We start from the raw sequence: 15,131 nt of genomic DNA, 5'->3' as shown, positions 1-15,131 counted from the left end.
GCCACGCCCGGCGTGCGGACGCGCCACCGCGTCAGCAGCCGCACCTCACACCTTTCGCCCTTCGACCGGATAGCCGGGATCCGTATAACCGTGCGTCGACGCATGTCCCGGCGGCACCAGCGAATCGACGAAGCGTTCGTCGTCGGGGCCCAGCTCGAGCGTCAGCGCATCGATGTAGCTGTCCCAGTGCGCCTCGGTGCGCGGCCCGGCGATCGTCGAGCTGACGATCCGGTTCTTCATCACCCACGCGAGCGCGAACGCGACGGACGTCGTGCCGCGCGCCGCCGCATGCGCGGCCACCTGCTGCGCGACGTGCAGCGACTCGGGCCGCCATTCCGTCTGCTGGATGCGCCGGTCGCCGCGGCCCGCACGCGAATCGGCGGGTGGTTGCGTGTCCGGCGCGTATTTGCCGGTCAGCACGCCGCGCGCGAGCGGGCTGTACGGCACGACGCCGATGCCGTAATGCGCGGCCGCCGGCAACTGTTCGACTTCGGCCGTGCGATCGACCAGGTTGTACGGCGGTTCGCTCGCCACCGGACGATCGATGCCGAGCTGGTCGGCGATGCGCACGATTTCGGCGATGCGCCAGCCCTTGAAATTCGACAGCCCGACGTAGCGCACCTTGCCTTGCCGGATCAGGTCGGCCACCGCGCGCATCCCTTCTTCGAGCGGCGCATCGGTCAGCGTGCGATGGAAATACAGGATGTCGATGTAATCGGTGCCGAGCCGCTTCAGGCTCGCGTCGACCGATTCGTAGATCCATTTGCGCGACTGGCCCTGACGGTTCGGCCCGGCATCCGGTCCGGCCGGATAGCCGAACTTCGTCGCGACGACCCAGCTGTCGCGATGCCGCGCGATCGCACGCCCGACGATTTCTTCCGAGCGTCCGGCGTGATAGACGTCGGCCGTGTCGATGAAGTTGACGCCCTGGTCGAACGCCTTGTCGATGATGCGCGTCGACGTCGCTTCATCGGTTTCGCCGCCGAACATCATCGTGCCGAGACACAGCGGCGACACCTTCAGCGCGCTGCGCCCGAGATAGCGGTAATCCATGCAAGAGGCTCCGTGCGGGCGAGCGCCCGTGTTGGTTAGACATCGAACGATGGTAGCCACCCACGTGCTTATCGATAATCCCCAGCAATGTGCATGCAGTTATCGAACCGCTTCATGAATGGCCGGGATGGCGCAGCGCATCGACGATCAGCGCGAATGCGCGGGACGATTGCCGCCGGCTCGCGTAGTACAGGTGATGGCCCGGAAACGTCGGACACCAGTCGTCGAGCACGCTGACGAGCCGGCCGGCTTCGACGTGCGGCGCGGCGAGTTCGGCCGGCACGTAGGCGAGGCCGTAGCCGGCGAGCGCGGCGTCGAGCATTTCATAGGTGCCGTTGAACGTGACCTGGCCGTCGACGCGCACCTGCAGCGTGTCGTCGCCGCGCGCGAGTTCCCACGCGTACAGCGCGCCGTGCGTCGGCAGGCGCAGGTTGATGCAGTCGTGCGCGACGAGATCCCGCGGCGTTGCCGGCGGCTCGCGTTCCGCGAAATACGCGGGCGCGCCGACGATCGCCATCTTGAGGTCGGGCGAGATGCGGACCGCGATCATGTCCTTTGCGACCTGGTCGCCGAGCCGCGCGCCGATGTCGAAGCGTTGCGCGACGATGTCGGACAGGCCGTAGTCGGTCACGAACTCGACCTTCAGGTCGCGGTAGTCGCGCAGGATCGGCGACAGCCTCGGCCACAGCAGCGTGCGGATCACGTAGTCGGTCGCGTTGATGCGCACGGTGCCGGCCGGCTTGTCGCGCAGCTCAGCGAGCGCCGACAGTTCGTCCTCGATTTCGTCGAAGCGCGGCGCGAGATTCTGCAGCAGGCGCTCGCCGGCCTCGGTCGGCGCCACGCTGCGTGTCGTGCGCGTGAGCAGCCGCACGCCGAGACGCGTCTCGAGCGCGCGGATCGTATGGCTGAGTGCGGATTGCGACACGCCGAGCCGGGCGGCGGCGCGCGTGAAGCTGCGCTCGCGCGCGACGGCGATGAAGGCGAGCAGGTCGGCAAAGTTGTCGCGCGGCATGGAGGAAGTCGGGTGGTCGATGCCTGCGCATCCTACCATCGGGGCTGCCGCGCGATGCGCCGGCGCGAGGACTCGGCAACGCGGCAACGCTGCCGCGTGCGTCAGCCGGCCTGCGTCATGCGCGCCGGATGGCTCGCGAGGCGGGTGTGCGGATCCTACGCATAGCCGCCGTGCTGGAACGACGTCGCGAAGAACCGCATCTGGTAGCCGATCGCATGCGCCCAGTAGTCCCACGTATGGCCGCCCGGACGCTCCGCATAGTCGTGCGGCACGCCGAGCGCGACGAGCCGTTCGTGCAGCGTGCGGTTCGAGCTGACCAATGCGTCGTCGCGGCCGCAGTCGATCGTCAGGTCCAGATGCGCGCGGACGAACGCGCGTGCGCTTTCGACGATCGCGTTGCGGTTCCAGAACGATGCATGGCGGCCGGGGTCGCCGAATACGTGGTCGATGCCGGGTTCGTCCTCGCAGCAGCGCGGATCGACCGCGCCGCTGATGCTGCCGACCGCACCGAACGTGTCGGGCCGGTCGAGCGCGATGCGCAGCGCGCCGAAGCCGCCCATGCTGAGCCCGGTGATCGCGCGCGCGCGCTTGGTCGCGATCGTCCGGAAGTGCATGTCGACATAGGACACGACTTCGTCGCCGACGAAGGTTTCGTAGCGGCTGCCCGAGTCGAACGGGCTGTCGATGTACCAGCTTTCGTGGCCGCCGTCGGGCATCACGAGGATCACGCGGTAGCGATCGGCCAGCGCGGCGATGCGGGTGTTCGCGGTCCAGTCGGTGTGGTCGCCGCCGGAGCCGTGCAGCAGATAGACGACCGGAAAGCGTTCGACGCCGCGTTCCGGGCCGTGGCGCAGGCGTGCGTAGTCGTCGGGCAGCACGACGGTCGCCTTCAGCGTCTCGTTCATCGCGGCACTCGGAATCGCGACGACCCGCGCCTGGAAGGCGATGGCCGGGCTCGCGACGGCGAGCAGCAGCACTAGCCACAACGCGCGTATCAGGTTCATTGTGCCTCGCATCGGGAAAACCCTGTACGGCGACTCTAGCAACCGCGCCTTTCAACCATATTTCGGCGAAACCTACGGGTTGTCAGGTGGGTGGGGGCGGCCGCGCGCGTCAGCCGAAACAGCGCGCGAGCGTCTCTCGCAACGCGGCAGGCCGCTCGGCCGGTATCAGGTGCCCGCAGTTGGCGATCGTTTCGAAGCCGGCACAGCGTGCAAGCGCCCAGTCCGGCACATGCCAGCCCGCACGGGAGCGTTCGCCGGCGACGAGCCACACCGGATGGCGCTCGAACACTTCCGCGAGCGCCTGCAGATAACCGGATTCGCCGGTCGTCGCGACGACCGAGCGGCCCATCGCGCGCAGCGTCGCTGCCGGCTGATGCGCAAGCCAGCGGCGTGCGTCGTCGAGCTGGCGCGGCGACGGATCGTCGATCGCGCCGCGCAGCCAGCCGAGCGGGTCGCCGCGCAGTGCGTCGAGCATCGCGTCGGCTTGCGCGGCCGACATGCGGCCGACCGACGCTGACCAGAACGCATCGTCGAGCGTGAAGTTGCCTTCGACGTTGGCGATCCGGCGCACGCGTGCCGGATGCGCGTGGGCGAACAGCATCGCGATCGCGCCGCCCACCGAGTGACCGACGAGGTCGACCGGCTGCGCGCCATAGTGCGAGTCGACGGCCTGCCGCAGGTGCTCGACCTGAGCGGCGAGCGTGATCGCGTCGAACGGCGCGGCGCGGTGGATACCGTAGCCGAGCAGGTCGGGGGCGAGATGCGGGCCGGGCCATTCGGGCACGTCGAACGTACCGATGAAACCGTGGACGAAGACGACGGGCGGGGTGGGGGCGCTCATTCTGCGGCCGAGGAGGCAAGCGGCGGCAATTCGAGTTCGGCGAGCAGTTCGTCGAGTTCGAGCACGTGCGTGAGGTCGTGGTCGAGCAGTTCGCGCACGAGTTCGTCGAGCGACATCCGGCGCACGCCGTCGCGCAGCCCGCAGCGGGCGAGTTCCGCCGGTTGCAGCGCGGCCGCCGTCGCGCACAGCGCGGCGCGTCCGGTGCGGAACGCGGCGAGCGCGTCGTCGAGCGGCTGGGCGAGGTAGTCGCGCTGCGCGGCGAGCGCGGTGCCGTCGACGGACGCGATCACCGGCAGCGCGTGCGTGCGCACGGCATCGATGCGTTCGGTGAACACCGCGTCGAGGTCGCGCAGGTGGCACGCATGTTCGACGAGCGAGAAGCCCGTGCCGGCCGGGCGGCGCGTGACGAGCGCGGCGGGAACGTGCGCGGCATACGCGGCGACTCGGGCAGGCATCGCGGCCAGCGCGGCGACCACGTCGGCGAACGGGCGCACCTGCGGATCCGCGCTGAATACCGCGCCGTAGCTGAACAGTGCACCGCCGAGCCGGCCGCGCGGCTGTACGACGTCGTGCCCGTGGCGGCGCATCACGTCGGCGACCATCGCGCCGCAAAACTGCCGGGCCGTCGTGTCGGCCTCGATTTCGGGGAATTTGCGCGCGATCTCGTGCTGGATCGCGCCGATCGCGGCGACGCCGACACGCGACAGCGCCGCGAATTCGACATAGCGCTCGGGCTGCGCGATCAGCGCTTCGAGCTGCGCGCCGAGCGGCGTCGCGCGAAAACGGTCGAAACGGGAATGCATGACGATAGGGCCTCGCCGAGTAACGTGACAAAACGATACGTTACTCGGTGGGATGCCGTCAATCTCCGTCGATCCGTTTGTTCGGAGACGCCGGCCGGGATACCCGGGCCCCTACTGCAGTCCGGCCCGGCTCACGCGTCGTGCTTACGATCCATCTCCGCGCGCAGCCGCGCTTCCTGTTCCTGAAGCTCCGGCGTGAATGCTTCGCCGAAGTCCTCGGGCGAGAAGATCGGCCGGATCTCGATGTCCGACTCGGTCGGCATCGGATTCGGGCAGCGCTTGACCCATTCGACGGCTTCTTCCATCGAATTCACCTGCCACAGCCAGTAGCCGGCGATCAGTTCCTTGGTCTCGGCGAACGGGCCATCGACGACCGTTCGGTCCTTGCCGGAGAAATGCACGCGCTTGCCGCGCGAACTCGGATGGAGGCCTTCGCCGGCAAGCATCACGCCGGCTTTCACGAGTTCCTCGTTGTACTTGCCCATCGCGGCCAGCAGTTCGGTATCGGGCATCGCGCCCGCTTCGGAAGAGGCCGTTGCCTTGACGATCACCATGACGCGCATTGTCGTTGCTCCTTGAACGTGAAAGGGAGAATCCGCTATCGGCCGGCCGTGGGGACCGGCAAATCGATCGGTTACGACACTACGACGCGCGACGCTCGCGCGAATCGACATCGCGGACAAAAAAATTCCGGTGACCGCTGACTGGCGACTGGCGAGGCGCCGCGGCGTATCCGATATCGTCCGTGCGGCAGGGGGCCTCAAAGCTTCGGGCTCGACGACCGACTCCGTGGCCCGCACCGGCGCACGCACGCCGGCAAGTCACCCGCTCACGCCGCCTTGGGATGCGCGTCGAGCATGTCGCGGATCCGGGCCGCGAGTTCGTCGCGGCGGTACGGCTTGCCGAGCAGCATGACGCCGGGATCGAGCCGCCCGGAGTGGAAGATCTCGTCGCGCGTGTAGCCGGACGTGAACAGCACGGGCAACGGCGGCGTGCGCTGCGCGGCGCGGCGCGCGAGTTCGCCGCCCTTGATGTGGCCCGGCATGATCACGTCGGTAAACAGCAGGTCGATATGCGCGTCGCAGTCGAGTATCTGCAGCGCGGCTTCGCCGTCGGACGCGGTCAGCACCTTGTAGCCGAGCTGCGTGAGCATGTCGACCACGGTCAGCCGGACCTCCGCATCGTCCTCGACGACCAGGATGGTTTCGCGGCCGCGCGCGGCGTCGTGCTGCGGCACGCGGGCAGGCTCTTCGGCGCAGTCATCGTGACAGCGCGGAAATGTGAGCCGCACGGTCGTGCCCTGGCCCGGCGTGCTTTCGATCGACGTATGGCCGCCGCTTTGCTTGACGAAGCCGAACACCATGCTGAGCCCGAGCCCGGTGCCTTCGCCGTCCGGCTTGGTCGTGAAGAATGGTTCGAACACGCGCTCGAGCACGTCGGCCGTCATGCCGGCCCCCGTATCGCTGATCTCGAACGTCACGTATTCGCCGGCCGGCAATGGCGAGCGCCGTGCGCCGCCGGCCTGCGTGGGATGCGCGTCGTTGTACGCGGCGATCGTCAGCGTGCCGTCGCCGCTCATCGCATCGCGCGCATTGATCGCAAGATTGAGCAGCGCGTTCTCGAGCTGGTGTCGATCGGCGAGCACGTTGCCGACGTCGGGTGCCAGCGCGGTGACGATCCGCACGGTTTCGCCGAGCGCGCGGTGCAGCATCTCGCTCATCCCGTGGATCAGCTGATGCGGATTGAGCACCGTCGCCGACAACGGCTGGCGCCGCGCGAAGGCCAGCAGGTGCGACGCCAGTTGCGCGCCGCGCCGCACCGCGTTGTTCGCGCTTTCGATTCGCGGCTGCGCGCTCGCGCGCTCGCCGAGCTCGACGGCCAGAATCTGCAGGTTGCCGCTGATCACCTGCAGCACGTTGTTGAAGTCGTGCGCGATGCCGCCGGTCAGGCTGCCGATCGCTTCCATCTTCTGCGAGTGGCGCAACTGCTCCTCGACCGCCGCGCGCTCGGCGATCGCATCGGCCACGCGTTGCTCGAGCGTTTCGGTCAGGCGGCGCAGCGCATCGTTGGACGACTGCAGCGCCGCTTCCGCCTGTTCGCGATGACGCGTGGCGAGCACGCGTTCGGTCGTCTCGATCACGACGGCGAGCACGCCGCCCGGTGCGCCATCGTCGTCGGGCAGCGGGCTGTAATGCAGATCCATCCATACGTCTTCGGGCCGCCCGCTGCGCAGCAGCACGAGCTCCTTGTCGCGATACGACAGCGTGCCGCCCGCGAGGCAGGTGTTCATCACGTTGCGGTTGAACTCGGCGACCTCGGGCCAGCCGAGTTCGACCGGCTGGCCGAGCAGATAGGGGTGGCGCCCGCCGGCGAACCCGGCATACGCGTCGTTGTAGATCATGTAGCCGGGCCGGCCCCACAGCATCACCAGCGGCAGCGGCGACGCGAGCACGGTGCGCACGGCGGCGATCAGGCTCGCCGACCAGCCGTCGAGCGGGCCGAGACCGGTGGACGACCAGTCGAAGGCAGCGACGCGCCGGGCCATTTCGCCTTCCCAGCCCGGGCAATCATGATGCTGCGCGAATAATTCGGCATGCATGGAAACGCTCCGTTAATGACATGACGGCCGCGGCCTGCGCGGCGAGTCGCGTGAGCCGATTCATTCTAGTGCAGATCGATCGCGCGGCGGGGCTCCGGAATCGCCTGTCAAAACTGGTATGCTGACCAGCATCACGTTCATGTGGAGGGCGCCATGGCAACGAAGGAAGTCTCGAAGAAAAAATACCTCAAGATCCTGAACAAACGCCTGCGGGCCGAGCCCGATGCGCCGGCCGGCGCGTCGTTCGTGTTCTTTCCGGTCGGCGCGAAGGCCCGGCATGCGACGGGCGTCGCGTCCGGCGAGCCGCACAGCAAAAGTGAGCTCGCGGTGATGGCAGCGGTCCAGAGCAAGGCGGCCGCTGAATTCGTCGTGACCGGCGCCTGACCGGCCAAAGCCGGCCGCGCGGCGCCGCGCGCGCTACGCCGCCGCGGCCGCCTCGCAGTGGGCGATGACACCGGCGATCACGCGCGGAATGTCGTGCGTGATCGCCGGGCCGTGCATCGGCAGGATGATGTCGAGATCGAGCGCCTGGATGCGGCGCAGCGCGCGCGCCAGGTGCGCGAGCGACGGCAGGTAGTCGGAGCGCGTGATCGCGTCAAGGATCTCGGGCAGAGGATCGTCGGCGTCCTCCCGGCCGAAGCGCATCAAAATGTCCGACGACAGCAGCGCCTTGTACGCCGGCAGATACACGACGAGCGCATCCCACTGATGCACGTGCGTCGTGAAGACCGGCACGACGCCGGTGCCCGACAGCGTCGTCGGCTCCCCATCCTTCAGCGGAATCGCGCGCACGCCGAACACGTCGGCGAGCCCCCATGTACACATCGGATGTCCGTACGCGACGAGCGCCGGGTTGGCCGCGAGGAAATCGGGCAGCGCGCCCATTTCGTCCGCCTCGAAGTGCGGGACGATCACGCTGCTGACCATCGACGGCGCGATGCCGACGCCGTCGAGCGCCGCGCTCAGCTGCGTGAAATTCGATCGGGTGCCCGTTTCGACGCACAGCACGTCGCCGTGCGGCGATCGTACGAAGAACTGGCTGAAGCACAGGTTCAGCGTGTCGACGTAGGTCGTCGCGCGAAACAGGCCGTCGCGAACGGCGTCGATTCGGGAGGCGCTCATCGGGGTCCTCGCGCAGGGAAGGGGCGGGAGCCGCGCCGCCCGTGCCCCGCTGGTTGCGGTGCGACAGGCGGCAGCGGTCGATCTTCCGATCCAGTCTAGCAGCGCCGCTCCCGATGCGCGAACCGGCGATCGCAGCGGCCGTGCCGGGTGCACGGCAGCACGCGCTGCGTCAGTTCTTCAGCTTGTAGCCGGTGCGGAACATCCACGCGACGATCGCGAGCAGGATCGCGAGGAACAGCGTGGTCGCCGCGAGGCTGATCCCCACGTGCACGTCGGCCAGCCCGTAGAACGACCAGCGGAAGCCGCTGATCAGGTAGACGATCGGGTTGAACAGCGTGACGATGCGCCACGCGGGCGGCAGCATGTCCACCGAATAGAAGCTGCCGCCGAGGAACGTGAGCGGCGTGATGATCAGCAGCGGCACGAGTTGCAGCTTCTCGAAGCTGTCGGCCCAGATGCCGATCACGAACCCGAACAGGCTGAAGGTGATCGACGTCAGCACGAGGAACAGCACCATCCAGAACGGATGCAGGATGTGCAGCGGCACGAACAGACCGGCTGTCGCGAGGATGATCACCCCGAGCAGCAGCGACTTCGACGCGGCCGCGCCCACGTACGCGATCACGATCTCCCAGTACGACACGGGCGCGGACAATATCTCGTAGATCGTGCCGGTGAAGCGCGGGAAGTAGATGCCGAACGACGCGTTCGAGATGCTCTGCGACAGCAGCGACAGCATCACGAGGCCCGGCACGATGAACGACCCGTAGCCGATCCCGTTCACGTCGCTGATGCGCGAGCCGATCGCCGAACCGAACACGACGAAGTACAGCGACGTCGAGATCACCGGCGCGATGATGCTTTGCATCAGCGTGCGGCGCGTGCGGGCCATTTCGGCGCGATAGATCGCGCGGATGCCATGCAGATTCCAGTTCGCCATGTGCGTTACGCCCCTTGTGCGCCGTTGCGGCGGTTGTCGATCAGGCTGACGAAAATATCCTCGAGCGAGCTCTGCGTCGTATGCAGGTCGCGAAAGCCGATGCCGGCCGAGCCGAGCGCGTTGATCAGCTTCGCGATGCTCGCGTCGTCGCGCTGCGAGTCGTACGTATAGACGAGCGCGGCGCCGTCGTCCGCGCGTTCGAGCCCGAACGTGGCGAGTTCGGCCGGCACGTCCGCGAGCGGGTGTTCGAGCTGCACGGTCAGTTGCTTCTTCCCGAGCTTGCGCATCAGCTCGCGTTTCTCTTCGACGAGCACGAGTTCGCCGCCGAGGATGATGCCGATCCGGTCGGCCATTTCCTCGGCTTCCTCGATGTAGTGCGTGGTCAGCAGAATCGTCACGCCGCTGTCGCGCAGCGAATCGACGAGCTTCCACATGTCGCGGCGCAGCTCGACGTCGACGCCGGCCGTCGGCTCGTCGAGGAACAGGATGCGCGGCTCGTGCGCGAGCGCCTTCGCGATCATCACGCGGCGCTTCATGCCGCCCGACAGCGTCATCAGCTTGTTGTCGCGCTTGTCCCACAGCGACAGCGCCTTCAGCGTCTTCTCGATGTGCGCGGGGTCGGGTGCCTTGCCGAACAGGCCGCGGCTGAACGACACGGTCGCCCATACGGTTTCGAACGCGTCGGTGGTCAGCTCCTGCGGCACGAGGCCGATCATTTCGCGCGCCGCGCGATACGCGTCGCGGATGTCGTGGCCGCCGACCGTCACGCGGCCCTCGGTTGGCGTGACGATGCCGCAGATCGAGCCGATCAGCGTGGTCTTGCCCGCGCCGTTCGGCCCGAGCAGCGCGAAGATCTCGCCCGGGCGGATGTCGAGGGTCACGTGCTTCAGCGCCTGGAAGCCGGACGCGTAGGTCTTGGAAAGGTCGGAGACGGAAAGGATCGGTTGCATGCTCACGGATGGCACGGCCGGTCGGTCCGACGCCGCGCGCCGCACGTGCCCGGCGCCGCTGCCTTGAGGGGGGCGGGGTCGGGGGCGGCATGGCGAACGGGCGTCATGTCGAACGGCGTTGGGGTGCGGGATCGCAGGACCGCCATATTAGCAATCGGCAGATGGAAATGCATTTCGATGGAAAAGGCATGCGATGCCGGCGCGGGATTTGCGGGAATTGCACATGCGTCATTCAATAAAGGGATGCTTTATTTGAATCGAGCGAACAATGCGCGTCGTTTGCGCCCGACCGGTGCGCGAGTCGACCGCCATCGTTCCCCTGCGCGTTACACCGGGTCGGTATTTGTCTGAGCAAATAAATTGAAGGCCGTTTGAAAAACTGTCAAGCAGCTTGAACACACTAGGATTGCGCGGTTCGCGCACGTTTGGAACTCTGCATCCATTTACTTGTGCGGATCGTCCGATCATAGTCTCGTCCAACGACGCATCACGATAACGAATCAAGCGTACGTACGGAGACCAATACATGAGACGCCTATCCGAGGGCCCGGCCGGACTGTCATGTCCGCGCTTTTCGCTGGATGCGGGCACGACGCGAGTCGCACGCCCGCGTCATCGCATCGCGTTACCGCTGTAGCGACGCACCCCATTCCGTTTCGAGTGTCCCGCTGGCGCCGTGCCGCATGACGGCGCCGCCGGACTGCGCTTGCCTGCCGCGGCGGTCGTGATCGCATCTGCCGATCCGGCCGCGCGGCGCGCATGGCGCGCATCGTCATGCGCCGCGCACGCTCGCGGCGGCGCAATACCAACCGGCGGGCCACGCAGCCCGTCCGCACGAGACCTGTCGTATCTGAAAAGGAGGGGTTGATGCTTTGCATTCCTGAATGGCGGAAGGCGATCCTGTCGTGCGCCGTGCTGGCGCTGCCGTTCGTCGCCGGTTGCGGCGGCGGCGACGATCCGGGCCCGATCAACGTGCCGCAGTGCTCGGGCAGCGCATGCGGGCCGAGCGGCGCCGAAACGACGCCGCCCGTCGTGACGAAGCTGTGTCCGGATTCGCTCGACTACACGACGACCTACACGGGCGGCGCCGGCAGCGGCGAATACGTGAAGGTGAAGTTCGACACGATCAAGCTGACCTATCAGATGCAGTTCATCGAATCGTCGGTGCCGACGTCGGCGGGGCAGGTCAACGACACGCGCGCGGGGCTGACGATCAACGGCGTGTTCCATCATCCGACCAACCTGCCGACGGCCGAGCAGAACCGCTGCGCGTTCGTGCTCGACAGCGGCGCGACGAGCGACGGTGCGTATTCGGTGACGATCAAGCGCACCGATCCGCCGATGCTGTTCGTCGGGAACGGCGTGGTCGGCGGCGGGATTCCGGGCGCGACGATTCAGTTCGACGGCATTCCGCTCGCGCCGGGTCTCTATATCGGCACCGTGCCGTCGCGCACGTTCGATTTCTATCCGTTCATCGGCTTTACCGACACCGAGACGGATTTCACCAAGGTGGCCGGCGTGTACAACGAAGTCGGCATTCATCTGTCGCCGACGGGCAGCAGCTACCAGACCGCCACCCCGCAAGGCTGGCAGCCGGATGTCGTGAACTGGAACCAGACGCTCGGCGCGGACGGCACGTGCACGATCACGCCGGGCAGCGACTACTCGTGCCAGACGACCGGTACGCCGTGGACGCTGCGCAAGAACACGGACGGCAGTGCCGACAACGTGTTCGTCAGCAGCGCGAAACCGGGCTTGCCGTATCCGTCGGCCGGCCAGGAGCAGCCGCTCGTGCTGCTGTCGCCGACCCAGGCGCATGGCGTGATGATCGTCGGCAAGCTGAACGGGGCGCTGATACCGATCGTGATTCGCGTCGGCTACTCGCACGCCGATGCAAGCAACCTGCTGGCGTCGGTCGCCGACGCGGAAGTCGGCATCTCGATGCTGTCGCCCGCGCAGGCCGTCGCGACGAATGTGCTGAAGGGCGGTTTCATCGGGGCGACGAGCGCCTCCGCGTGCGGCGTCGTGACGTCCAACGGCGTGTATGGGGCACCGGGGATTTCGGGACCGAGCTTCGACAGCCTCGTGCCGCATCCGGACCTGCCCGGCACGTTCAACGGCACGTTCTTCATGCCCGAGGCCGGAAACTGCACGGACGGCAGCGCCGTGTCGACGCTCGCCGCCAACTACACGTCCACACTGTTTCAGGGCAATACCGCTGCATTCATCGACCCGCAGACGTCGTCCGTGAGTTCGCAGTTCGCGCTCGACTACACGCAGGCCACGCCCGGCAAGATCAAGGTCACGGCGTCGCAGGACTTCAACGCGAAGGGTGCGAACGGCAACGTGGCAATCTTCAGCAAGGGCGACACCGGTTGGCTGGTGACGGCCGGGAATGTCTACGCGATGGTCGTCAACAACAACAAGATCAACCCGTTCTTCACGGTCGGCGCGTTCGTCCAGTAACGGCGTAACGAACACGGAACACCGGCGGCGCATGCGTCGCCGCCGGCGAATCGAAATTCAAGAGGATTCCTATGAATGTGAAGCATTGGATGGCCGCGGCATCGCTCGCGCCCGTGCTGGCCGCCTGCGGCGGCGACGGCGACCCGCCGCCCGCGCCGGTGGTGCGGCTGTGCCCGCAGTCCATCGACTACAACACGGTGTTCATCGGCGGGTCGGGTTCGGGCGAACTCGTGAAGGTGCAGCTCGACACGACGAAGATGACGTACCGGATGACCTACCTCGCGTCGCCCGTGCCGACCACTACCGGTACCGTGCAGCCGACGCGCGACACGGCGCCGGCCAACGTCGTCGACGGCACGCTGGCCGACGAGACCGGCCTGCCGACCGTGAAGCTGAACCAGTGCACGTTCCGGATGCAGAACGCGAGCCTCGACCCGAGCCGGCCGGCCCGCCTGTTCCTCGGCGAGGGCGTGCTGGGCGGCGCGATTCCCGGCGCGACGATCCAGTTCGACGGCGTGATCGGTGTCGGCAAGATCACGAAAACGACGTTCCCGTACTACCCGTTCATCAGCTTCTCGTCGCTCGAAACCGATCTGTCGAAGATCGCCGGTACATACAACCAGCTCGGCTACCACCAGGTGCCGTCGCAGAACTTCCAGCCGGTGGCGCTCGACCAGCAGGTGACGATCAACGCGGACGGCAGCTACGTCGAAACGGACAACTTCGGCAAGAAGAACGGCGGGCAGCCGTTCGCATCGAGCGCGACCGTGAACCAGCCGTTCACGCTGCGCCCGGACGCGCCGGCATTCCAGTCGCTGAACTACCAGCCGCAGGTGCCGCCGACGCTCGCCGCGCTGGATCCGGCGAAGGCCGGCAAGGGGATCCTGATCGTCGGCAAGCTGCGCAACCAGCTCGTGCCGGTCTTCATCCGCACCGGCGCCGCGAACGCGGACCTCACGCAGGGCCCGCCGAGCGCGGACGACGAATCGGGCATCTCGTTCCTGAGCCCGCAGGCGGCGGTCGCGCCGGGCTCGCAGAACGGCGAGTACACGGGCGTCGACAGTGCGTTCAACTACCGCGCGACCGCGCTCGTCGGCGCGCAGGCGACGCTGCTCGATCCGTTCAACGCGTCGCAGGCGGCGCTCACGCGCGCGCTGAACCTCGACTACGCGCAGAAGGTGCCGGGCGTCGTGACGACGGTGCATGCGGATGCGGCGTCGGGGCCGGCGACCGGCAAGTTCGTGTTCACCGGCGGCGTGTTCGGGTTCCTCGACATGGCCGATACGAGCAATCCGTACTTCACGGTCGGCGCGTTCGTGCAGTGACCACACGCGGATGGAGACACGGCGGCGCCGCGCGCGGATGCGCGGCGCCCGGACAGAACGAGGGGGAGAGGTTTCATGAAGAAGCTGATTGCCGCGGGTGTCGTCGCAGGCGTGTCGACGCTCGCATCGGCCCAGCAGGCGGGCGACAACGTCGCGACGCTGGGCTGGCTGCACATCATGCCGCAGGATTCGACCAACGGGCTGACGACGAATCTCGCGAACATGCCGATCAACGGGCCGCTGCGGCTGCCCGGTTCGTTCACGTCGCCGGGCACGAGCCTGACGGTCAACAACGCCGATACGGTCGGCCTCACGCTCACGCACTTCTTCACCGACCACATCGCGGTGACGTCGGTGCTCGGCGTGCCGCCCGAGTTCACGCTGACCGGGCACGGCGTGATCCGGCCGCCCGGCCCGGCCGGCTCGCTCGGCAGCGTCGACATGGACAAGACGTCGAACCAGCCGGCCGTGAAGAATGCGCGGCAGTGGAGCCCGACGATCATTCTGCAGTACTACTTCAATGCGCCGACCGCGAAGTTCCGTCCGTTCGTCGGGATCGGCGTGGCCTACAGCTGGTTCAGCAACATCGAACTGAACGGCAACTTCGCGAAGGACATCAACGAGAACCTCGGCAGCGTGCTCGCGGCCGGCGCCGGCAAGCCGGGGCCGACGTCGGTGGAGGGCAAGGCGTCGTCGTCGTTCACGCCGGTCTACAACGTCGGCGCGAGCTATGCGATCGACAAGCACTGGGGGCTCACGGCGACGCTGACCTACATGCCGCTGAAGACCTACTCGTCGCTCGTGATCAAGGCGGCCGACGGCTCGACGCTCGCGACTACGCGCACGCGGCTGAAGGCCGATCCGCTGATCACGTTCGTCGGCATTTCCTACAAGTTCTGAGCCGTGCGGCACGCGTGCCGGCGGCTTCCTGCGACCGAGCGGCCGGAGCGATCCGGCCGGGACGTCGCGTTCCTGGCGGCATGCCGCCATTTGTGAAGAGAGAGGGGGCAGTTCAA

General features: G+C 67.4%; 14 protein-coding genes. 4 read left to right on the top strand and 10 right to left on the bottom strand.

From position 1 onward, the window contains the following. Nucleotides 1-45: 45 nt before the first annotated feature. The 7 genes from ABIC50_RS17475 to ABIC50_RS17445 form a co-directional block, all read right to left on the bottom strand. Nucleotides 46-1,053, bottom strand: a complete 1,008-nt coding sequence (locus tag ABIC50_RS17475) for an aldo/keto reductase (RefSeq protein WP_354165742.1) — start codon at nucleotides 1,051-1,053, stop codon at nucleotides 46-48. Nucleotides 1,054-1,165: 112 nt separating this feature from the next. Then, nucleotides 1,166-2,065, bottom strand: a complete 900-nt coding sequence (locus ABIC50_RS17470) for a LysR family transcriptional regulator (RefSeq protein WP_354165739.1) — start codon at nucleotides 2,063-2,065, stop codon at nucleotides 1,166-1,168. A 155-nt stretch (nucleotides 2,066-2,220) separates the two neighbouring features. Next, the gene (locus ABIC50_RS17465; protein WP_175658794.1) at nucleotides 2,221-3,069 is read right to left on the bottom strand and encodes an alpha/beta hydrolase; all 849 of its coding nucleotides are present in this window, start codon (nucleotides 3,067-3,069) and stop codon (nucleotides 2,221-2,223) included. A 109-nt stretch (nucleotides 3,070-3,178) separates the two neighbouring features. Then, on the bottom strand, nucleotides 3,179-3,910 hold the full coding sequence (locus ABIC50_RS17460; protein WP_175663316.1) for an alpha/beta fold hydrolase: 732 nt from the start codon (nucleotides 3,908-3,910) through the stop codon (nucleotides 3,179-3,181). Continuing rightward, the gene (locus ABIC50_RS17455; RefSeq protein WP_354165736.1) at nucleotides 3,907-4,713 is read right to left on the bottom strand and encodes a DinB family protein; all 807 of its coding nucleotides are present in this window, start codon (nucleotides 4,711-4,713) and stop codon (nucleotides 3,907-3,909) included. The genes ABIC50_RS17460 and ABIC50_RS17455 overlap by 4 nt, the downstream gene beginning before the upstream one ends. Nucleotides 4,714-4,844: 131 nt before the next feature. Continuing rightward, the gene (locus tag ABIC50_RS17450) at nucleotides 4,845-5,276 is read right to left on the bottom strand and encodes a YciI family protein (RefSeq protein WP_105831842.1); all 432 of its coding nucleotides are present in this window, start codon (nucleotides 5,274-5,276) and stop codon (nucleotides 4,845-4,847) included. A 266-nt stretch (nucleotides 5,277-5,542) separates the two neighbouring features. Next, nucleotides 5,543-7,312, bottom strand: coding sequence for an ATP-binding protein (locus tag ABIC50_RS17445; protein ID WP_354165733.1), 1,770 nt, complete (start codon nucleotides 7,310-7,312; stop codon nucleotides 5,543-5,545). Nucleotides 7,313-7,465: 153 nt separating this feature from the next. On the opposite strand from ABIC50_RS17445, the gene ABIC50_RS17440 reads away from it, so the two are divergent. Further along, nucleotides 7,466-7,696, top strand: coding sequence for a hypothetical protein (locus ABIC50_RS17440; RefSeq protein ID WP_126225976.1), 231 nt, complete (start codon nucleotides 7,466-7,468; stop codon nucleotides 7,694-7,696). A gap of 33 nt (nucleotides 7,697-7,729) precedes the next feature. Here the strand turns inward: ABIC50_RS17440 and ABIC50_RS17435 are convergent, their stop codons facing one another. The 3 genes from ABIC50_RS17435 to ABIC50_RS17425 form a co-directional block, all read right to left on the bottom strand. Continuing rightward, on the bottom strand, nucleotides 7,730-8,434 hold the full coding sequence (locus ABIC50_RS17435; protein WP_011659492.1) for an oxygen-binding di-iron domain-containing protein: 705 nt from the start codon (nucleotides 8,432-8,434) through the stop codon (nucleotides 7,730-7,732). Between the two features lie 169 nt (nucleotides 8,435-8,603). Then, on the bottom strand, nucleotides 8,604-9,374 hold the full coding sequence (locus tag ABIC50_RS17430) for an ABC transporter permease (protein WP_105831839.1): 771 nt from the start codon (nucleotides 9,372-9,374) through the stop codon (nucleotides 8,604-8,606). Nucleotides 9,375-9,379: 5 nt separating this feature from the next. Next, complete coding sequence (locus ABIC50_RS17425) at nucleotides 9,380-10,324, bottom strand: ABC transporter ATP-binding protein (RefSeq protein WP_012366752.1); 945 nt, start codon at nucleotides 10,322-10,324, stop codon at nucleotides 9,380-9,382. A gap of 867 nt (nucleotides 10,325-11,191) precedes the next feature. On the opposite strand from ABIC50_RS17425, the gene ABIC50_RS17420 reads away from it, so the two are divergent. From ABIC50_RS17420 to ABIC50_RS17410, 3 genes are all read left to right on the top strand, one after another. Further along, complete coding sequence (locus ABIC50_RS17420) at nucleotides 11,192-12,790, top strand: DUF2957 domain-containing protein (protein WP_354165731.1); 1,599 nt, start codon at nucleotides 11,192-11,194, stop codon at nucleotides 12,788-12,790. 71 nt (nucleotides 12,791-12,861) lie between these two features. Next, nucleotides 12,862-14,115 (top strand): DUF2957 domain-containing protein, encoded by a 1,254-nt coding sequence (locus tag ABIC50_RS17415; protein WP_354165729.1) that lies wholly within the window; start codon nucleotides 12,862-12,864, stop codon nucleotides 14,113-14,115. 75 nt (nucleotides 14,116-14,190) lie between these two features. Then, a complete protein-coding gene (locus ABIC50_RS17410) occupies nucleotides 14,191-15,015 on the top strand; it encodes an OmpW/AlkL family protein (protein ID WP_354165726.1) in 825 nt (274 codons plus the stop codon). Nucleotides 15,016-15,131 lie beyond the last annotated feature (116 nt).

This window comes from Burkholderia sp. 567, from assembly GCF_040545115.1.
GTDB classification, from domain to species: Bacteria; Pseudomonadota; Gammaproteobacteria; order Burkholderiales; family Burkholderiaceae; genus Burkholderia; species Burkholderia ambifaria.
This window is presented reverse-complemented; position numbering and strand designations above follow the sequence as displayed.